This window comes from Pantoea sp. Cy-640 (genome assembly GCF_011752635.1).
GTDB lineage: Bacteria > Pseudomonadota > Gammaproteobacteria > Enterobacterales > Enterobacteriaceae > Pantoea > Pantoea dispersa.
Genome location: NZ_VWXB01000007.1, coordinates 213,838 through 233,739, shown reverse-complemented (window position 1 = coordinate 233,739; position 19,902 = coordinate 213,838). Strand labels below are relative to the sequence as shown.

Sequence of the window (19,902 nt, the reverse complement as noted above, 5' to 3'; positions counted from 1 at the left end):
GTACGTAATGACATGGTATCTCTCGCATCCCAGGGCATAAGCGACTCCATAAACGGGTTCTTATGCCTTAGTTGTAGGTGTCTACCATGTCCCCGAACAAGTGTTCACGATGTCCCCGGACTGTACAGCGGGAGAGGGTCAGGGTGAGGGCCAGCGTGCAGAACAGGAGCTGGCTGGCACCCTCATCCCCCGCCTTCTCCCGCACGCGGGAGAAGGGGCCGATCGCGCGGGCGTTGAGGTGAAGCGCAGGTCTGTGAAACCGCACCGAACGGTTCCCTATCCCGCGTGCGGGAGAGGGGGCCGTTCGGGCGGGCGTTGAGGTGAAGTGCAGGTCTGCAAAACCGCACCGAACGGTTCCCTCTCCCGCGTGCGGGAGAGGGTCAGGGTGAAGGCCAGCGCGCAGGCGGGAGCTGTCTGGCCCCCTCATCCCCCGCCTTCTCCCGCCAGCGGGAGAAGGGGCCGATCGCGCGGATGTTGAGGTGAAGCACAGGTCTGCAAACCCGCACCGAGCGGTTCCCTCTCCAGCTTGCGGGAGAGGGTCAGGGTGAGGGCCAGCGCGCAGGCGGGAGCTGGCTGGCACCCTCATCCCCCGCCTTCTCCCGCCAGCGGGAGAAGAGGCCGATCGAGCGAGTGTTGAGGTGAAATGCAGGTTTGCATAACCGCACTGAGCGGTTCCCTCTCCCGCGTGCGGGAGAGGGTCAGGGTGAGGGGCTGCGGGAGAAGGAGCCAACCAAGCGAGTGTTGAGGTGAAGTGCAGGTCTGCGAAACCGCACTGAACGGTTCCCTCTCCCGCATGCGGGAGAGGGTTAGGGTGAGGGCCAGTGAGAGAAAGTCAGGGTGAGTCCAGCGGCACCCACACAAACTACAGCGACGCGCCCACTACCGTTGCGCTGTGCCGCGCCTGATACTGTTTCACCATGCGGCCAATCAGCAGCGTACCCACCAGGCCGCACACCGCAGCAAACGACAGCCAGACGCCCGGCATCGCTTTATCGCCAGTAGCATGAATCAGATAGCTCGAAATCGCCGGCGTAAAACCGCCGAACAGCGCGGTCGCCAGGCTGTAGGCCAGCGAAAAGCCCGAAGCACGCACTTCAGCCGGCATGATCTCCGCCAGATACACCACCATCGCGCCGTTGTAGCTGGCGTACAGGAACGATAACCACAACTCCGCTTCCACCAGGTGCGCGAAGGTCGGCGATCCCACCAGCCCGTGCAACACCGGCCAGGTCGTCAGGATCATCAACACGGTAAAGGTAATCAGCAGTGGCCGCCGCCCGACGCGGTCCGACAGCGCGCCCATCACCGGCAGCCAGAACAGGTTGGAGATGCCGACAAACAGCGTCACGAGGAAGCTCTGTTTGTCACTCATCATCAGCACGGTTTTACCAAAGGTCGGGGTGAACGCCGTAATCATGTAAAACATCACCGTGGTGGTGACCACCATCAGCATGCCGGCCAGCACCAGCGCCCAGTTCTGCCCCACTGAACGCACAATCTGGCCCATCGACGGGTGCGATTTACGCTGGCTGAAGGCTTCGGTCTCTTCCAGCATGCGGCGAATCCAGAACAGGAACGGCACAATCAGACAGCCGACCACAAACGGAATACGCCAGCCCCATTCAGTCACCGCGTCCTTCGCCAGCAGATGATTAAGCCCCAGCCCAAGCAGCGCGGCAAAGATTACCGCTACCTGCTGGCTGCCCGACTGCCAGCTGACGTAAAAGCCTTTGCGGCCTTTAGGAGCCACCTCAGACAGATAAACCGAAACGCCGCCCAGCTCCACGCCCGCCGAGAAGCCCTGCAGGAGGCGGCCCAGCAGAATCAGAATCGGTGCCGCCGCGCCCAGCGTGGCGTAGCCTGGCACCAGTGCAATGGTCAGCGTACCGAGCGCCATCAGGCCGAGCGTCAGCAGCAGCCCTTTGCGCCGGCCGTGATGGTCAATGTAGGCCCCCAGTATAATCGCCCCGAGCGGACGCATCAGGAAGCCGGCGCCAAAGGTCATCAGCGTCAGCATCAGCGAGGCGAACGGATCGTCGCCCGGGAAAAAGGTTTTTGCAATGGCGGTGGCGTAGTAGCCAAACACCATAAAATCGTACATCTCAAGAAAGTTACCGCTGGTAACGCTAAAGATGGTTTTGGCACCGCCCTGCGATGACTTTTGTAAAGCGTGACTTGAGCTCATATCGTCCTTCCTGGTTTTTCTCCTGTTTTAGCCTGCCGGCGCGTGAATAGATGTGATCCTGTTCACCATTGCACTTTACAAAAGTACAAACAAAGGTAACAAACGGTTAACACAGCCGGTCCGATCAGCTTATGAGGAAAGTTAATTATTCTGGGCTTTTGCGCTGGCTGGCGCGGGACAGGCTATCGACCTTACCAATGGCATAAACTCAGCACTATCAGGCCTCAGAAAGCAATATCCTGAGCCTTATCCTGCTCTTTTTAATGCCTTTTTCATTAGCATAACTTATTAAGATCAGTCTTAGAAACGAGACGATTCTGGTACATGGCGCTATCCCCACCCCCGTTATGCTGGGCAGGCAACGGTAATCACGCCGTTGTTGATTTTGGTGGAGAATACTTATGCTAACACCTCTCAGCTTTGACCCCTTTTCATCCATTAATACCTTGCGAGTGGGCACACCTTATCCGCTGCTGAGCGGCAGCCTGCCGGCGCAGGCCGGTGAAGTCATTGAATTCATTATCAACGATCACCGCTACAGCACGCCGATTGCCGCCGACGGCAGCTGGTCATTTCAGCCGCCGTTCTCGCTGAGCGAAGGCAGCCACGACATGGTGGCGCGCATCGGCGACAGCGGTGAACCGCATCCGTTCTCTGTTGACGTCGCGCTCTCGGTGCCGGACAAACCGGCGATCACCGCGCTGTTTGACGACGTCGGCAGTGAAACCGGCCCGGTCGGGCGCGGACACACTATTGATGACACCACGCCCAAAGTGCAGGGCTATGCGCTGCCGGGCAGCACGGTGCGGCTGTACGATCACGGCAGGCTGATTGGCAGCACCGTGGCCAGTAAAAGCGGCGAATGGTCGCTGGAACCGCTGCTGGGCGCGGGCGGGCATCAGCTAACCGTCACCGCCACCGACGAGTTTGGCCGCGTCAGCGAACCTTCTGACCACTTCGACGTCACCGTGGTTGAGAGCGGACCGGTGCCGCCAACCATCAGCTACGCCATTGACGATGTCGGCACCGTGCAGGGCCAGCTCTCCAGCGGTTCCACCACCGACGACTTCTCGCCGCTGATCGTGGGCCGCGCGGAGCCGAACAGCATCGTTTATCTGTTCGCACAGAACGATCACGGCGGCATCGGCTATAAAGGCAGCGTTAAAACTGATGCCAACGGCGACTGGGTGATTCAGTCACGCGCGATGATCAGCGGTGACGGCATCTACACTTTCTATGCCTCCTACGAGAACAGCAAAGACGACTACCGCCCGGATTTCAACCTTAATATGTCGGCGCTGGAAAATCTGCGTCCGGCTATCGACTGTGCGCGTGACGATACCGGTGCCCATACCGGCCAGGTGTACCATCGCGGCACCACTGACGATAAAACGCCGGTGCTGGAAGGTCGCGGTGCGCCGGGCAGCATCGTTGAAATTGAGTACAACCTGAGTAACAGCGGCTGGCACAGCGCGGGCAGCGTGATAGTCGATGCGCAGGGCAACTGGCAGTTCGCCGGCTTCGAACTGACCTACTTTGGCGAATGGGGTTTCCGCTCGCGCGGCGTGGCCGATGGCAAAGCCAGCGCGTGGAGCGATAAGTTCGAGCTGCTGGTGATCCCCGGCGCGCCGCTGGAACCGACCATCGACTACGCCTGGGACAACGCGGGCCCGCTGCAGGGGCCGGTTTATCAGCACGACTCCACCGATGACACTACGCCCACACTGCACGGCAGCGGCACGCCGGGCCAGGTGATTGAGATCGAGTATGGCGTGCAGGGCGAAGGTCTGCGCCATGCCGGCAGCGTGCTGGTCGATGCCGACGGCAAATGGAGCTTCACCTCGCCGTATCTGCATCAGCCTGGCGTGTGGGAATATCAGGCGCGCGCCTCAACCGGCGAGATGAAGAGCAACTGGAGCAGCAAATTCGTGCTCGACGTCAGCCCGGACGCCGCGTTTGACCAGCAGGCGCAGGATGAAGCCCAGCCGGATGCGCTGACGCTGCACCAGCTGCTGAGCGAAGGCGGCAAAGGCCTGTTCATTGAGGATGACAGCACCCAGCTGCTGGTGAACGGCAAGCCGGGCGACAGCGTGCAGCTGCAGGATATTCTGCCGGCAGGTGAAGCAGTCGACGGCTGGACGCAGCAGACCGGCACGCTGACCATCGCCGGTACGCAATATCACGTCTGGAGCCACGGCGACGCCGAACTGCTGGTGCAGGACGGCGTGCAATTGCAACTGGTATAACCCCCAGATGCCGTGCGTGCAGCACGGCATCATCCTGCCCTCTTTCCCCGGTTTTCCACCAACTCGGACTTTTCTCTCTTCGGGACAGGTCTCATACAGCGTTTTACGTCCTCTATTACAAAATGCGCGCTTTATAACAAGGCGCGGCGGCCCTCGCTGCAATGGACCCAACGTAAAACACAGGAATAATTTCCATGGAATTTTTTGATTTCAAAGAGGTTAAGTACCTCGAGCGCGACACCAACACCCCAACCTTTCTCGGTGAAATCAAGTCAGAAGCGGGCAAAGGCGGCCAGATAATGATTACCCTCGGCGACAGGAAATTCTTTGTCGACATCGATGCGAGCAACGGCAGCTGGAAATGGACGCCACCGGAAGCACTGGCCGATGGCGAATACAGCATCTCCTTTATGACCATCGACACCGCCGGCAACGTCAGTACGCCGACGCTGTGCACGCTGGTCATCGACACCACGCCGCCGGTCGCACCGACCCTGCTTAACCTGTATGACGATCAGGGCGCCATCACCGGCAGCTTTGACGCCGGTAAAATGACCGACGACCGCCGCCCGACCCTGACCGGCATCGCCGAGAAAGGCACCGTGGTGTATCTGAAAGAGGGCAACACCGTTATCGGCAGCGCCAAAGCCGACGAAAAAACCGGCCTGTGGACGCTGGAGCCGACGGTGGATCTGGCGGATGGCCGCCACAATCTGACGCTGGTAGCGGCGGAAACTTTTGCGGATAAACTGCGCGAAGGTAAGCCGTCGGATGAATTCAGCATCATCATTGGTAAAGACGGCGACGTGCCGGGCGATCCGGGCGGCGTGGCCAAAATCATTGAGGCTATCGACAATGCCGGCAGCCTGAACGGCTCACTGAAAAGCGGCGGTATTACCGATGACACCACGCCAGAACTGCGCGGCAGCGCACCGGAAGGCAGCGTGGTGCGTATTCAGTACCGTAACGATAAAGGCGAATGGATCGACGGCGGCAACGCGGTGATGAATGGCAACAACTGGAGCTGGACGCCAGACCCGGCGCTGGCGGCCGGTAACTGGGAGTTCCGTGCCAACGCCGGCAGCGGCTGGACCGACGAATTCAAGCTGGATATCGATCTCGCACCGGCAGCGAAAACGGAAATCACCCACGCTTACGATGACTTCGGCCCGTATACCGGCATGCTCGGCAACGGCGCCATCACTGATGACCGCACGCCAAACCTGCACGGCCGCGCCGAATCCAACAGCCTGGTGTATATCCACTATCGCAACGTATTAGGCGAATGGGATCTGCTGGACAGCGTCACTGCTGGCGCTGATGGCCGCTGGGAATATGAGTCCGATCGTTTTGCGCCGGGAACGTATGAGTTCCAGGCGGGGACGTCAGCAACACGTGATGTAAAGGGTAAGCCGTTTGGGCTGCAGATTGTGGCACAGGGCAGCGTAGCACCAGAGATCTCAATGGCCTGGGATGATGTGGGCAAAATCACCGGTGAGGTTAAATCGGGCGGGCTCACCAATGATACCCAGCCAGAATTGCGCGGCAGTGCCGAGGCGAATGCGGTTGTTCAGGTCGAATACTCACGTGATGGCAAAACCTGGCACAGCGGGTCAACGATTGCGGATGCGAATGGCCGCTGGTCGTTTACGCCAAAAGACGAGCTGGAATATGGTAACTGGGATTTCAGGGCGAAAACCACTAATGGCAACAGCTACAGTACGGATTACACACTGAAAATCGTTGAGCAGGAAATAATTACCAAGGCTTATGATTTTGAAAGAATAATACCAGGGGACATGACCAAAGATTTCATTTATGGTGACCTTAATTTTAAATTTAATAATCAGGACAAAGTGACGACCAGCGTTCAGGACCATGAAATATATGGTAAAAGCCTCGTTATAGTTAACTCTACAGTCAACACCGAAACTGTACAAAAAATAGTATTATCTGAAGGAATTAACTACTTTGAATTAACTGCAATAGACTGGGAAGGAGCAGAATCATATATTACCCTCCATGATGGCAATGGCAAAGAAATTGGCCGTGTTTATGCCAACGACATACAAAATCAAGCAAGAGAAGTATTGAGATATTATTCAGGAAATACAGAAATATCTTATGTTGAAATGCATTTAAAAAGCTCAACGACTACTTTTTCAGTTGATAACATTATTACCAAACGATATTCTGATGACAGCATTTCGACAGCGACTCATGGTTATGAAAACCTCAACACAGTGGTTAAAGACACCAAATACAGTGCTGGCCAGGATTATGTCCGATTCCCAAGCGGACTATTATTTAAAACCATTTCCGGTGGTTACGCTTCAATTTCACAATATGGAACTATTACTAACTCAATTTTCTTAGCTGATAATGCTACCTATGAAATGAAATTTGGCGAAACAGATAAGGTTTCATTTGATTTCAGTGAAGTAGACAATATTTCAGGACATAAATATAAGATCATCTCACCAACGGGAGAGATTTTGTTTGATGACTACCTCTCAACAATAGCAACCAATAAGCACTTTCATTTTGAAGCACCAAAAGGAAAGCTTATCTCACAAATTATAATCACAAACGGTGATGAAAATAGGTCTGCTGATCCAGGCTACAGTATTGACAACATAAAATGGGGAGTAAACGTCGATTCCGGACTGGAGTCATTCGATCAATATGCTGTTGACTTCAAATTCGATATGACGCGAGTTAACGTTTTACCTGGTGGTGTGAAATTCTCCGGAAAAGCACATCCAGATACAGTCTCAAATTTAGATCAAGCCAGAGTTTTTACTGGTAATGGTCAACATCGTTCATTCTTATTAGGCGACAATTCAACTTACACCTATGACTTTGGCAGCACGGAAAAGGTCGAGTTTGCGCTAAGCTCTGTTCAAACTGCCAATCAGCATGAAATCATTGTCTATTCAACCACGGGTGAAATTCTCTACCGTGAAATGATTGCAACCGTGGATTCAAGAACAGTGACACCTCCCAACACCTATCAGTTCATCGCACCGCCGGGTAAAAAAATCGGTCATATCGATTTGGTACTGGGCCAGGAAACCACAACGAGCGACAGTGATGTAGGCTTTTACATAGACGACATCAAATGGGGCGAATATGTCGATCCGGAGGTTAATACCAACGGCGGTAAACTGTATCTGTTTGACGAAAACGATCTCTATGATCCGATCCAGGTTTTCGACGCTGATAATCAACTCTACCAGCTGCTGGTCAACAGCGAAGATCAGACGGTGATTTTTGCCGAACAGGTGGAGGATGGCAGCAAAACCAGCGTGGTCCAGATGGATAACGCCGGTAATAACGCGCTGACGCTCAGCCTGCAGGATGTGCTCAAACACGGCAGTGAGAACCTGGCGATTGACGATGCCACTAAGCAAATTATCGTCAACGGCAACCAGGGCGACACCGTGCGCCTCGAAGACATCCTGCCGGAGGGCAGCGAGCAAAACGGCTGGGCTGAGCAGGCCGGCACCGTCACCATTGCCGGCACCCAGTATCACGTCTGGAGCAACGGCGACGCCGAGCTGCTGGTGCAGGACGGCGTGAAAACCGAGCTGGTGTAAGGGAGAGCCATCATGAACCAGATTCTTAATGCATCCTACCGCTACACCGACGACCCGCGCCGCGGCTACGGCGGTACTGCAGCGCAGGCGCGCAACGGCTTCGCAGAAATCGCTATTGACGGCCAGCCGCCGTACACCGTCAAGGTCGACGCTGAGGGCCTCTGGCGCTGGACACCGTCCAGCGACTGGACGCCGGGCGAGCACATCGTCTCGGTGCGCATGATTGACGCGGCCGGCAACATCGGTAATCCCACCCAGTTCATTCTGGTGGTCGACTACACGGCGCCGGACGCACCGCGCCTGCTCAATATGTACGATGACCAGGGCGACATCACCGGCAGCTTCGACGCCGGACGCATGACCGACGACCGTCGCCCTACCCTGACCGGCGTCGCCGAAAAGGGCACCGTGGTGTACCTCAAAGAGGGCGATACGGTGATCGGCAGCGCGCAGGCCGACGCCACCACCGGTATCTGGACGCTGGAGCCGGACGCCGACCTGAGCGACGGCACCCATCAGCTGACGCTGGTGGCGGTCGAAACCTTTAACGGCAAGCTGCGCGAGGGTGAACCGTCTGCGCCGTTTGAGCTGCTGATTGGCCGCGACGGTTCTGCCGCCACGGTGATTTCCCACGCGGTGGATGACGCTGGCCCGGTCACCGGCTCGCTGCTGAGCGGCGCGCTTACCGACGATGCCACGCCGCAGCTGCACGGCAGCGCCCCGGCGGGCAGCACGGTTTTCGTGCAGTACCGCAACGCCAACGGCGAATGGGTTGACGGCGGCGCGGCACAGATGGACGGCACCCGCTGGAGCTGGACACCACCGGCTGAGCTGGAGGCCGGCAGCTGGGAGTTCCGCGCCGGTCAGGAAGGCAGCTGGAGTGACAGCTTCGGGCTCGACATCGCCTTCGCCGGCAGCGACGCGCTGCATGCCACGCTGACCCACGCCACCGATGATTTCGGCCCGGTCACCGGCACGCTGCTGAGCGGCGCGCTCACCGATGACACCACGCCAACCCTTAGCGGGCGCGGTGAAGCCAACAGCACCGTGGTGGTGCGCTACGGCATTGCTGGCGAGTTCACCCATTCCGCAGTGGTGACGGTGGGCGCGGACAGCAACTGGAGCTTCACGCCGCCGGCGCTGGAGTACGGCGTCTGGTCGTTTGCCGCGCAGGCACAGGGCGACAGCCAGTGGAGCGACACCTTTGAGCTCACCCTGATACCGGGCGGCCAGCACACACCGGAGATCCTCAGCGTGTACGACGACGTGGCGCTGTACATCGGCGAAGTCAGCAACGGCGGCATCACTAACGACCGCCAGCCGGAGCTGAGCGGCGTCGCTGAGGCTAATAGCGTGCTCAACGTCTACGACGGCAGCACGCTGATCGGCAGCGTGCAGGTCGGCGCAGACGGCAACTGGCGCTTTATCACGCCAGAGCTCAGCGACGACTCGCACAACCTCAGTGTGAGCTACGGTGCTTACGACGCTGGCCTGCCGGCGTACAGCATCGTCGTGGACGCCACGCCGCCGGGCGAGGTGGAAATCAACGCGCTCGCGCCGCTCGGCCTGACGCTCAGCGACGTGGTGGAAGCCGGTCAGCAGAGCCTGTTCATTGACGACGGCAAAACCCAGCTGCGCGTCAGCGGCCAGGCCGGCGACACCGTACAGCTCAGCGACATCCTGCCGGAAGGCGAAGCGGTCAGCGGCTGGACGCAGCAAACCGGCACCGTGACCATCGCCGGCAGCCAGTACCACGTGTTCAGCCACGGCGACGCCGAGTTGCTGGTGCAGGACGGCGTGAAAATCGAACTGGTGTAATCCTCCGATGCCGTGCGCGCAGCACGGCATTATCCTGCCTTTTTCACCTGCTTTTTCTCTGCTCGGACTTTTCTCCCTTCGGGACATGTCTCATACGGCGTGTTACGTCATCTATTACAAAATACGCGCTCTATAACAAGGCGCGGCGGCCCTCGCTGCAATAAACCGACGACCAACACAGGAATATTTTCCATGGAATTGTTCAATTACGAAGAGGTGAAATACCTCGAGCGCGACACCAACACCCCCATGTTTCATGGCTATGCAAATTCAGAAATTGGTAAGGGCGGTACCATGCTGATTACCGTCGGCAAAGAGACCTTTTCGGTTGATATCAACCCTGCCAACGGTTACTGGAGCTGGACACCTTCCACACCGCTGGAGGATGGTTACTACAACATGTCTTTCCAGTCGGTGGATAAGGCCGGCAACGTTAGTACACCCAGCCTGCGTACGCTGATTGTTGATACCACGCCACCGGCAGCACCGACGCTGCTGAACATGTATGACGATCAGGGCGACATCACCGGCAGTTTCGATTCAGGCAGAATCACCGACGACCGCCGTCCGACCCTGACCGGCATCGCGGAGAAAGGCGTGATTGTTTACCTGAAGGAAGGCGATACGGTTATCGGCAGCGCGAAGGCGGATGACAATACCGGGATGTGGAAGATCGAGCCGGAGATTGACCTTACGGACGGCCAGCATGATTTGACGCTGGTGGCGAGTGAAACCTTTGCGGATAAGGTGCGTGAGGGTGAGCCGTCGGATGAGTTCACAATTATTATTGGTAAAGACGGCGAAGTGCCGGTTGATCCAGGCGGCGTGGCGAAAATTATTGATGCCGTCGATAACGTCGGCAGCGTGACCGGATCATTGAAGAGCGATGGCATCACCGATGATACCACGCCAGAGCTGCGTGGTAGCGCGCCAGCAGGCAGTGTGGTGCGGATTCAGTACCGCAATGCTCAGGGTGAATGGGTTGATGGCGGTAATGCCGTAATGAACGGCACCAGCTGGAGCTGGACACCGAATCCGGCGCTGGGTGCCGGAAACTGGGAGTTCCGTGCCAACGCAGGCAGCGGCTGGACCGACGAATTCAAGCTGGATATCGATCTTGATCCCACCGCAAGAACCGAGATCACGCACGCTTATGATGACTTCGGCCCGTACACTGGTATGCTCGGTAACGGTGCCATCACCGACGACCGCACGCCAAACCTGCACGGCCACGCTGAATCTAACAGTGTTGTATATATTCATTATCGCAACGTGTTAGGTACATGGGATTTATTGGACAGCGTTACTGCTGGAGCAGATGGGCGGTGGCAGTACGAAACTGATCGTTTACCTGTTGGTATCTATGAGTTTCAGGCTGGCTCATCCGTGGGGAATGATATAAATGGCAAACCTTTTAAATTAAACATCATCTCAGAAAACAATACACTGCCAACCATTGACGAAGTCTATGATGATGTAGGCTTAAGCACCGGCATCTTAAAATCAGGTGATAAAACCGATGATACTAAACCACAAATTAAGGGGAGCGCTGAAGCGAATTCAGTCGTGAAACTTGAAATTAGTAACAAGGAGACTGAAGAAATCATTACAACAACTATTCTCGTGAATGATAAAGGACATTGGGATTTCACGCCTCCTAATGATTTAACAATAGGACAATGGGAAATCAAGGTAGGTTCAGATAATAGCGACAAGTGGAGCAGCAATTTTGATTTGAACATCTATGAAATATTTGAAAAGAAAACCATAACAGAAAATTTTTCAGGATTCAAAACTGGCATTTTTGACGGCCCACTCAAGATCAACGGTGCAAATATCTTATTTGATAAAAGCGTTTATACTCAAATATTAAATGATCATGGTTCCGTTCACTTAAAAGTAGGGCAAAATGGCTATAGCTATAGCGGAAAAATTACAATTGAATTTGATGGTTTGGCGAGTGACGCCTCTCTTCGCTTGCTTGGTTTGGATAACAAGACAAATATTTCCACCTATGATAATTTTGGAAACATTATTGAAACCATTCAAGTAATTCAGGCAGGATGGAAACTATTTTCGTTCAAAGCTGCCCAAAACTTCATAAGTAAAATTGTAATTGAAAGCAACAGTGATAGTTCCGGAATAAATATAGATGATATCAGTTACACCAAGGTTGATGAAAAGAACCTGATATCATCAGGTGATAACAACAGAGCTTTAATTCACGATGAGCCTGGCATTTTAATTTTAAACGAGGAGAGAACTGAGATAACAATTGAGGATATTTTAAAATATGGCATTGAAAGTTTCTTTGTTGATGATACAAAAATTCAATTGATGATTGAAGGTGTAAAAGATAAATCCGTTATGCTTAAAGATATTTTGCCGGAAAATGAACAAATAACCACCTGGACCGAGCAAACCGGCACCGTGACCATCGCCGGCAACCAGTACCACGTGTTCAGCCACGGCGATGCCGAACTGCTGGTGCAGGATGGCGTAACGGTGAATCTGGTTTAACTGCGGTTCGCCACCGCATCGTGACATGGCGGCCTGCTCCGGCCGCCACAATAAAAAAGGTCGTCATAAATGACGACCCTACAGATAAGCTGGCTGGGTTTACGCCGGTGAAACTATTTCTTCACCGTCTCCATGCCCATCAAACCAATCTTCAGATAACCCGCTTCACGCAGCTGATCCATCACCGACATCAGCGTTTCATAATCGACTGATTTGTCCGCCTGGAAGAAGATGGTGGTCTCTTTATTGCCTTCGGTTTGCGCGGTGAGCGCGTTCACCAGCGTCTCTTTGGTCACCGCATCGTTACCGATGTAAATCTGCTTATCCGCTTTGATCGACAGATAAACTGGCTTCTCCGGACGCGGCTGCGGCGCGCTGGTGGAAGCAGGCAGATTGACGCGCACATCCACCGTGGCGAGCGGCGCGGCGACCATAAAGATGATCAGCAGCACCAGCATGACGTCGATAAACGGCGTCACGTTGATTTCGTGCATTTCGCCATCGCCGACCGCATCATCGTTTAAACGCATCGCCATAATACTTATCCTACGCGCAGTTTCTGGGCCGCCGCCGGACGGTTAACTTCTTTTGCGGTATCGACGTTGCCGAGGTCCAGATCGCGGCTTTGCAGCAGCAGCACCTGCGCCGCTACGTCGCCCAGTGAGGCTTTGTAGCTGGCAATCATGCGGGCGAAGACGTTGTAGATCACCACCGCCGGAATTGCCGCCACCAGGCCAATCGCCGTCGCCAGCAGCGCTTCCGCGATGCCCGGTGCCACCACCGCGAGGTTGGTGGTCTGGGTTTTAGCGATACCGATAAAGCTGTTCATGATGCCCCACACGGTGCCGAACAGACCGATAAACGGGGCAACGGAACCGATGGTGGCGAGGAAGCCGTTACCGCGACCGGCATGGCGGCTGAAGCCCGCGACGCGACGTTCAAGGCGGAAGCTGGTGCGCTCTTTGATGCCGTCGAGGTCTTCGCTGCCGGCAGAGAGTTCCAGTTCGTTACGCGTGTCGGCGAGCAGCACAGCACTGTGGCTGTTGGCTTTGAAGTTTTCGGCAGCGCGATACGCGTCATTCAGTGAGCGCGCTTCGCCCAGCGCCAGCTGTTCACGCTTCAGGCGACGTTTCGCCCCGCTCAGCTCTGCGTATTTGCCAAAGAAAATCGCCCAGGTAACGACCGAGGCCAGCAACAGGCCGATCATCACAATTTTTACCACGATATCGGCATGCTGATACATGCCCCAAACGGAGAGGTCCGTTTGCATCAAGTCACTGGCTACCACGCTGCGTCTCCGACTTCTGTTGCACCGTTCACGATTGAAGCGCGGATCATAGCAAAAAAACCGACCGAAGTGATAGTGGTTCTCATTACTATTTACAAAGCTGTAACCCGCTGAATTGATGCGGCGCAATGTTTAGCGCGATAAATCGCGCCGCTACGGTTGGGTGCGCTTTGCGGAATGGAGCAACAGGCACGGTTGCGCGATAAATCGCGCCGCTACGGTTTAGTGCGGTTTGCGGACTGGTGCAACTGGCGCGGACGAACATCCCGCACGGGTCGTAGCGGCGCAATTTATTGCGCTTTGCTTTTCCGCCGCGTCTTTGCTTTTCCGCCGCGTCTTTGCTTTTCCGCCGCGTAATAAAAGCCGCAAACAGCCTCTTTCCGCGATTGTGCTGGCGTCACTCTGATATTCGGCAAACGGGCTCAACCCCGCGCCGCGATTCGTGGTAAGTTGGATGCTTTGTGAGACGTGTCAGGAAAGGCAGTGATGGCAACGAAAAAAATTGATACCCGGCTTGTCACCGCGGGACGCAGCAAACGTTACACTCAGGGCTCGGTTAACAGCGTCATTCAGCGCGCATCCTCACTGGTTTTTGACTCCGTCGCGGACAAACAACGCGCCACCGCCGGACGCGCCAGCGGTGAACTGTTTTATGGCCGGCGCGGCACCCTCACCCATTTTTCCTTCCAGGATGCGATGACCGAACTGGAAGGCGGCGCCGGCTGCGTGCTCTATCCGTGCGGTGCGGCCGCGGTCGCCAATGCCATCCTCGCATTTGTCACCAGCGGCGATCATATTCTGGTCAGCGGCGCGGTGTACGAACCCACCCAGGATTTCTGCACCAAAATTCTCGCGAAGCTTAACGTCACCACCACCTGGTTCGATCACTGCATCGGCAGTGAAATCGGCGAACTGGTGCAGCCGAACACCCGCGTGGTGTTCCTCGAATCACCGGCTTCCATCACCATGGAAGTGCAGGATATTCCGGCGATTGTCGCGGCGGTGCGCGCCAAAGCGCCAGATGCGGTGATCATGATTGATAATACCTGGGCGGCGGGCGTGCTGTTTAACGCGCTGGAGCATGGCATCGACATTTCGATTCAGGCCGGCACCAAATACATCATCGGCCACAGCGATGCGATGATCGGCACTGCGGTGGCCAACGAACGCTGCTGGGCGCAGCTGCGCGAAAACTCCTACCTGATGGGCCAGATGGTTGATGCGGACACCGCGTACATGGCCAGCCGCGGCCTGCGTACGCTGGCTACGCGTCTGCGTCAGCACGAAGAGAGCGGCCTGCGCGTGGCCGAGTGGCTGGCGGCGCAGCCGGAAGTGGCGCGCGTCAACCATCCGGCGCTGGCACAGTGCAAAGGCCACGAGTTCTGGCGGCGCGACTTCAGCGGCAGCAGCGGGCTGTTCTCATTCATCCTGCATGAAAAACTCACCCCGGCGCAGCTGGCAAATTATCTCGATCGCTTCCACCATTTCAGTATGGCTTACTCGTGGGGCGGCTTTGAATCGCTGATTCTGGCGAACCAGCCGGAAGAGCTGGCGGCAATTCGTCCGGCGGGCGGCGTGGATTTTGACGGCACGCTGGTGCGTCTGCATATCGGTCTCGAGCACGTTGACGATCTGCTGGATGACCTGAAAGCCGGTTTTGCCCGCCTGAAAGCGTAAAAAGATAAACCAAACTTAAACCATCCGGTGCGGCGTAGCGGAGATCAACGATTACGCCGTCCCGGACGGTTAAAATACAAGCCTTGTGACTCGATGGGATAGCTGATGGGTGTTTTACATGAGATTGTCCAGGCGCTGTGGCATCAGGATTTTGCCGCGCTGGCCAATCCGGATGTAGTGTGGATTGTCTACGGCGTGATGTTTCTGACGCTGTTCCTGGAAAACGGTTTGCTGCCTGCCTCGTTCCTGCCCGGCGACAGCCTGCTGCTGCTGGCAGGGGCGATGATCGCCAAAGGCGTGATGGATTTTGTGCCGACCATGGTGATTCTGACCACCGCCGCCAGCCTCGGCTGCTGGCTGAGCTATCTGCAGGGGCGCTGGCTTGGTAATACTAAAATCGTCAAAAGCTGGCTGATGCATTTGCCAGCACAGTACCATCAGCGCGCCTGGCACCTGTTCAACCGCCACGGCCTGATGGCACTGCTGGTTGGCCGCTTTCTGGCCTTCGTGCGCACGCTGCTGCCGACCATGGCGGGCATTTCGGGTTTGCAGAACGGGCGTTTTCAGTTCTTCAACTGGCTGAGCGGCGCGCTGTGGGTCGGGATTGTAGTGGCGATGGGCTACGGCATCAGCCAGGTGCCGTTTATCAAGCGCCACGAAGATCAGGTGATGGCGATCCTGATGGTGCTGCCTATTGTGCTGCTGTTTCTCGGCCTCGGCGGCAGCATTGTGGTGATCTGGAAAAAGCGGCGCCAGAAAGCCTGAGCCTCTGTAAAGCGCCGCCGCTTCAGGCGGCGTCAAACGGCTGCAGCGCCCCGGTCTGGCGCGCGCGGCTCGCCTCTTCTCCCGGCGTCACGCCAAAGTACCGTTTAAACTCCCGCGAAAACTGTGACGGGCTTTCATAGCCGACGCGCACGGCGGCGGCGCTGGCCTTCAGCCCATCCTGCAGCATCATTAACCGCGCCTGATGCAGCCGGTAACGCTTGAGATACTGCAGCGGCGAGGTCTGGGTCACCGCCTTAAAGTTATGGTGAAACGCCGAGACGCTCATGTTGACCTCCGCCGCCAGCATTTCCACGCTCAGGCTTTCGGCAAAGTGGTTCTCGATGCGGCGCAGCGCCCGGGCCACCTGGCTGAACTGCGTCTGGCGATTGACCAGCGACAGCAGCGCGCCGCCAATCGGCCCGGTCAGTACGTAATAGATGATTTCACGCACCAGCTGCGGGCCGAGCACGCGGGCATCACGCGGTTTATCCATCACATCCAGCAGCCGTTCCGCGGCGCACAGCATCTCCTCGCTAAGAAACGCAGAGTGAATGCCGGAGGTTTGCGGCTGCGGCTGAAACTGCTCGTCATCGCCAATGCTTAACAGCAGATCCTGCAAACTGGCCGGATCCACGGTGAGGCTCATGCCGGCCAGCGGCTGCTGCGGCGTGGCGTCAGTTTCGCACTCCACTGGCAGCGTAACCGTGAGCATCAGATATTTGGTGGCGTCGTAGCGAAACACCGTGCTGCCGAGGTAGCCGGTTTTGTGTCCCTGAAACAGGATCACGATGCCCGCCGGATACAACATCGGCGTGCGCGGCAGCGGTTCCTCAGCGTAGATCAACCGTACGTTTTCCACAGCACACAGCGGCTTTTGTGGCTCGCGCATCAGCGTGATCACGCGCTGCGCCAGCTGGCGGCAAAGGGCATCGTTCGGCATGGCACTCTCTCGGGCAGCAAAAAACGCAGTGTGCCGTATTGCTGCATAAAGCTCCAGACAGCTGGAGAATCAGGCAAGATTTTTGCAGGATTGCACCGGGCGAAAGTGCCGTTCGGTTGCCACAATGATCCTCAGGTCAGGTTTGTTGACTAGACTTAAGCAGATCGTTTCTACGGTAAGTCACTGCAACCGATAAGGAGTCACTATGGCAGAGCAACCCCGGATTAAACTGCACGACGGCAACATGATGCCGCAACTCGGCCTTGGCGTCTGGCAGGCCAGCATTGATGAAGCGCGCAACGCGGTGCTGGAAGCGCTGAAGGTCGGCTATCGCTCCATCGATACCGCCGCCGCGTATAAAAATGAAGAGGCGATTGGCCAGGCGCTGCAGGAAACCGACGTGGCGCGCGATGAGATCTTTATCACCACCAAATTGTGGAATGATGACCAGCAGAACGTTGAGCAGGCGATGGAGACCAGCCTGAAGAAGCTGCAGCTGGAGCAGGTGGATCTCTATCTGATGCACTGGCCGTGTCCGCAGAAAGACCACTACGTTGATGCGTGGAAGAAAATGGTGGAATTGCAACAGCAGGGCCTGGCGAAAAGCATCGGCGTGTGCAACTTCCATGAAGCGCACCTCAAGCGGCTGATTGATGAAACCGGCGTGTCGCCGGTGGTGAATCAGATTGAACTGCATCCGATGCTGCAACAGCGCACGCTGCATGCGTGGAATGCACTGCATCAGATTCAGACCGAGTCGTGGAGCCCGCTGGCGCAGGGCGGTGAAGGCGTGTTTGATCAGGAGATCATTCGCGAGCTGGCGAAGAAGTACAGCAAGACGCCGGCGCAGATTGTGATTCGCTGGCATCTGGACAGCGGCCTGGTGGTGATTCCGAAGTCGGTAACGCCGGCGCGCATTCAGGAGAACTTCCAGGTGTTTGATTTCCGGCTGGATAAGTCAGAAGTGAGCGAGATCGCGAAGCTGGATAAAGGCAAGCGGCTGGGACCGGATCCGGAAGAGTTTAATGGGTGACGTGGGGCTCGTAGATGAATGGTGCGGTTTGCCCCCTCACCCCGGCCCTCTCCCGCACGCGGGAGAGGGAGATGTCCGCGCGAATCTGAAGCGGTGTGCCTGTGGGTAATACGGCACAAAACGGTTCCCTCTCCCGCGCGCGGGAGAGGGTTAGGGTGAGGGAACAGCAACACTCCTCACCCGACCGGATTCACCACCATCTGCCCTGCGGTGCCGCGGTCGGCGAGCTCCAGCGTCTGGCTGTAATAGACAAACGGGAAATGTTCTGACGAACTCTGCGGGAAACTCACCAGCAGTTCGACATCGCCATCCACCCAGACCGTATCTTTCCAGCCGCGATCTTCTCCCATCGACTGCGCGCCGTTGACGCTCTTAATCAGGAACATCACGCCCTGAATATGCAGCGACTGCGGACGGTCGGCGTGAATGATCCAGCGCTCAAAGGTGCCCTGCTGAACCGTCGTATCGATGCGATTCATGTCCCACAGCACACCGTTAATGCCCGGCGTGCCATCGCCGAGGCGGAATTCGCGCGTGCGCACCGCCACGCCATCCAGAATCTGATCCGCCAGCAGGCGCATCGGCAGGTTGTCGGTCACCAGCGGCAGCAGGCCGGTCGGGCGCAGCGTCAGCACCAGCGTATTGGTCAGAATCGATGACGGCTCAAAAAGCCCGCGCAGACGATCCATAATACCTGCCGCCGTGCCTGCGGTGATCGACACTTCATCGCCCTGCGACATATCCACCAGCACTTCGCGGCGTTCGCCCGGTGCGAGCGACAGCGTTTGCACCGCTACCGGCGCGGGCAGGAAGCCCTGATCGCTGGCGATCACCGTAAACGGCCGGTTATCGCTAAAGCTGAGATCGAAACGGCGCGCATTGGCCGCATTCAGCAGGCGCAAACGTACCCAGCCGCGTGACACTTCGACATACGGGTTTTGCACGCCGTTAACCAGCAGCGTATCGCCGAGGAACCCGCCGTCCGACGGTGGGTTATAAACCGGCGTGGCAAAGTTATCGAGGCGCTTGTCCTGAATAATCAGCGGGAAATCATCGACGCCGTAATGCTTCGGCAGCGGCAGCGCTTTGCTGATGTCATCTTCGATCAGCCACATCCCCGCCAGGCCGTTATAGACGTGCGGCGCCATGCGATTCGGCGTGTTGGCGTGATACCACAGCGTGGCCGCGCCCTGACGAATCGGCAGCACCGGAGCCCAGTCTACGCCAGCGGACATCATGCGCGGCGCACCGCCCATCAGCGCGCCCGGCACCTGCAAACCGCTGACGGTCATCGCCACCGGTTCATTGAGGCGGTTGCTGTAGATCAGTTTGACATCATCGCCGCTGTAAACGCGCACCGTCGGGCCAAGGTACAGGCCGTTAATGCCCCATACCGGCACTTTGTTGCTGTTGCCGTTGAAGGACCAGTGGCTGCGCTGCAGCGTAAGGAACAGCGGCTGACCGCGGCGTGATTCAATCAGCGGCGGCACCGGCAAAGGTACATCGCCCAATGGCGCGGCGGCGCGGGCGGCGTAAGGCATAACGCTGGAAGCCAGCGCCATACCGGCAGAAAGCTGAATAAACTGACGTCTGCTGCAAGACATAAAACTTCAGACCTTTTGAGCGTGGCGTGAAGACGCCGTGTCCATGTTGTTATTTTTAATCGTGTTGTGAAGCGCCCGAAAGGCGCGGCTGTGTGTCCGGGTCAGGTCAGTGCGCATCCGGGACCCGGTGCGCATGAATGCGCATCCTGCAAACGGCGGAACCCGGTGCGCATGAATGCGCACCCTACAAACAGCGGGGCCCGTCACGCATCAAAGCGCACCCGACA

The 19,902-nt window shown here is 56.9% G+C and carries 12 protein-coding genes; 7 read left to right on the top strand and 5 right to left on the bottom strand.

The features are described from left to right. Positions 1-862: 862 nt before the first annotated feature. The gene (locus F3J36_RS18070; RefSeq protein WP_021509584.1) at positions 863-2,185 is read right to left on the bottom strand and encodes an MFS transporter; all 1,323 of its coding nucleotides are present in this window, start codon (positions 2,183-2,185) and stop codon (positions 863-865) included. A gap of 401 nt (positions 2,186-2,586) precedes the next feature. On the opposite strand from F3J36_RS18070, the gene F3J36_RS18065 reads away from it, so the two are divergent. The 4 genes from F3J36_RS18065 to F3J36_RS18050 all read left to right on the top strand — a co-directional run bounded on the left by F3J36_RS18065 (position 2,587) and on the right by F3J36_RS18050 (position 12,368). Beyond that, positions 2,587-4,431: an Ig-like domain-containing protein gene (locus tag F3J36_RS18065; protein ID WP_211073186.1), complete on the top strand. Its 1,845-nt coding sequence runs from the start codon at positions 2,587-2,589 to the stop codon at positions 4,429-4,431. A 194-nt stretch (positions 4,432-4,625) separates the two neighbouring features. Next, positions 4,626-8,030 (top strand): Ig-like domain-containing protein, encoded by a 3,405-nt coding sequence (locus F3J36_RS18060; RefSeq protein ID WP_166720188.1) that lies wholly within the window; start codon positions 4,626-4,628, stop codon positions 8,028-8,030. Between the two features lie 12 nt (positions 8,031-8,042). Continuing rightward, positions 8,043-9,848, top strand: a complete 1,806-nt coding sequence (locus F3J36_RS18055) for an Ig-like domain-containing protein (RefSeq protein WP_166720187.1) — start codon at positions 8,043-8,045, stop codon at positions 9,846-9,848. A gap of 192 nt (positions 9,849-10,040) precedes the next feature. Then, complete coding sequence (locus F3J36_RS18050; protein ID WP_166720186.1) at positions 10,041-12,368, top strand: Ig-like domain-containing protein; 2,328 nt, start codon at positions 10,041-10,043, stop codon at positions 12,366-12,368. Between the two features lie 113 nt (positions 12,369-12,481). Here F3J36_RS18050 and exbD read toward each other — a convergent pair whose 3' ends face one another. Then, positions 12,482-12,904, bottom strand: a complete 423-nt coding sequence (exbD, locus tag F3J36_RS18045; RefSeq protein WP_021509588.1) for a TonB system transport protein ExbD — start codon at positions 12,902-12,904, stop codon at positions 12,482-12,484. 5 nt (positions 12,905-12,909) lie between these two features. After that, entirely contained in the window at positions 12,910-13,638 is a 729-nt protein-coding gene (gene exbB, locus F3J36_RS18040) for a tol-pal system-associated acyl-CoA thioesterase (RefSeq protein WP_031280126.1), read from the bottom strand. Positions 13,639-14,142: 504 nt separating this feature from the next. Between exbB and metC the strand changes: the two genes are divergently transcribed. Both metC and F3J36_RS18030 read left to right on the top strand, forming a co-directional pair. Then, the gene (gene metC / locus F3J36_RS18035; protein WP_021509590.1) at positions 14,143-15,333 is read left to right on the top strand and encodes a cystathionine beta-lyase; all 1,191 of its coding nucleotides are present in this window, start codon (positions 14,143-14,145) and stop codon (positions 15,331-15,333) included. A 105-nt stretch (positions 15,334-15,438) separates the two neighbouring features. After that, positions 15,439-16,098 carry a DedA family protein gene (locus tag F3J36_RS18030; RefSeq protein ID WP_021509591.1) on the top strand — a complete coding sequence of 220 codons (660 nt, stop codon included), beginning with the start codon at positions 15,439-15,441 and terminating at the stop codon, positions 16,096-16,098. Positions 16,099-16,120: 22 nt separating this feature from the next. On the opposite strand, the gene F3J36_RS18025 is transcribed toward F3J36_RS18030, so the two are convergent. Next, positions 16,121-17,038, bottom strand: a complete 918-nt coding sequence (locus tag F3J36_RS18025) for an AraC family transcriptional regulator (protein ID WP_058771382.1) — start codon at positions 17,036-17,038, stop codon at positions 16,121-16,123. Positions 17,039-17,243: 205 nt separating this feature from the next. Between F3J36_RS18025 and dkgA the strand changes: the two genes are divergently transcribed. Continuing rightward, complete coding sequence (gene dkgA / locus F3J36_RS18020) at positions 17,244-18,071, top strand: 2,5-didehydrogluconate reductase DkgA (RefSeq protein WP_021509593.1); 828 nt, start codon at positions 17,244-17,246, stop codon at positions 18,069-18,071. Between the two features lie 176 nt (positions 18,072-18,247). Here dkgA and ftsP read toward each other — a convergent pair whose 3' ends face one another. Next, positions 18,248-19,675 carry a cell division protein FtsP gene (ftsP, locus tag F3J36_RS18015; RefSeq protein WP_031280127.1) on the bottom strand — a complete coding sequence of 476 codons (1,428 nt, stop codon included), beginning with the start codon at positions 19,673-19,675 and terminating at the stop codon, positions 18,248-18,250. Between the last annotated feature and the right edge of the window lie 227 nt (positions 19,676-19,902).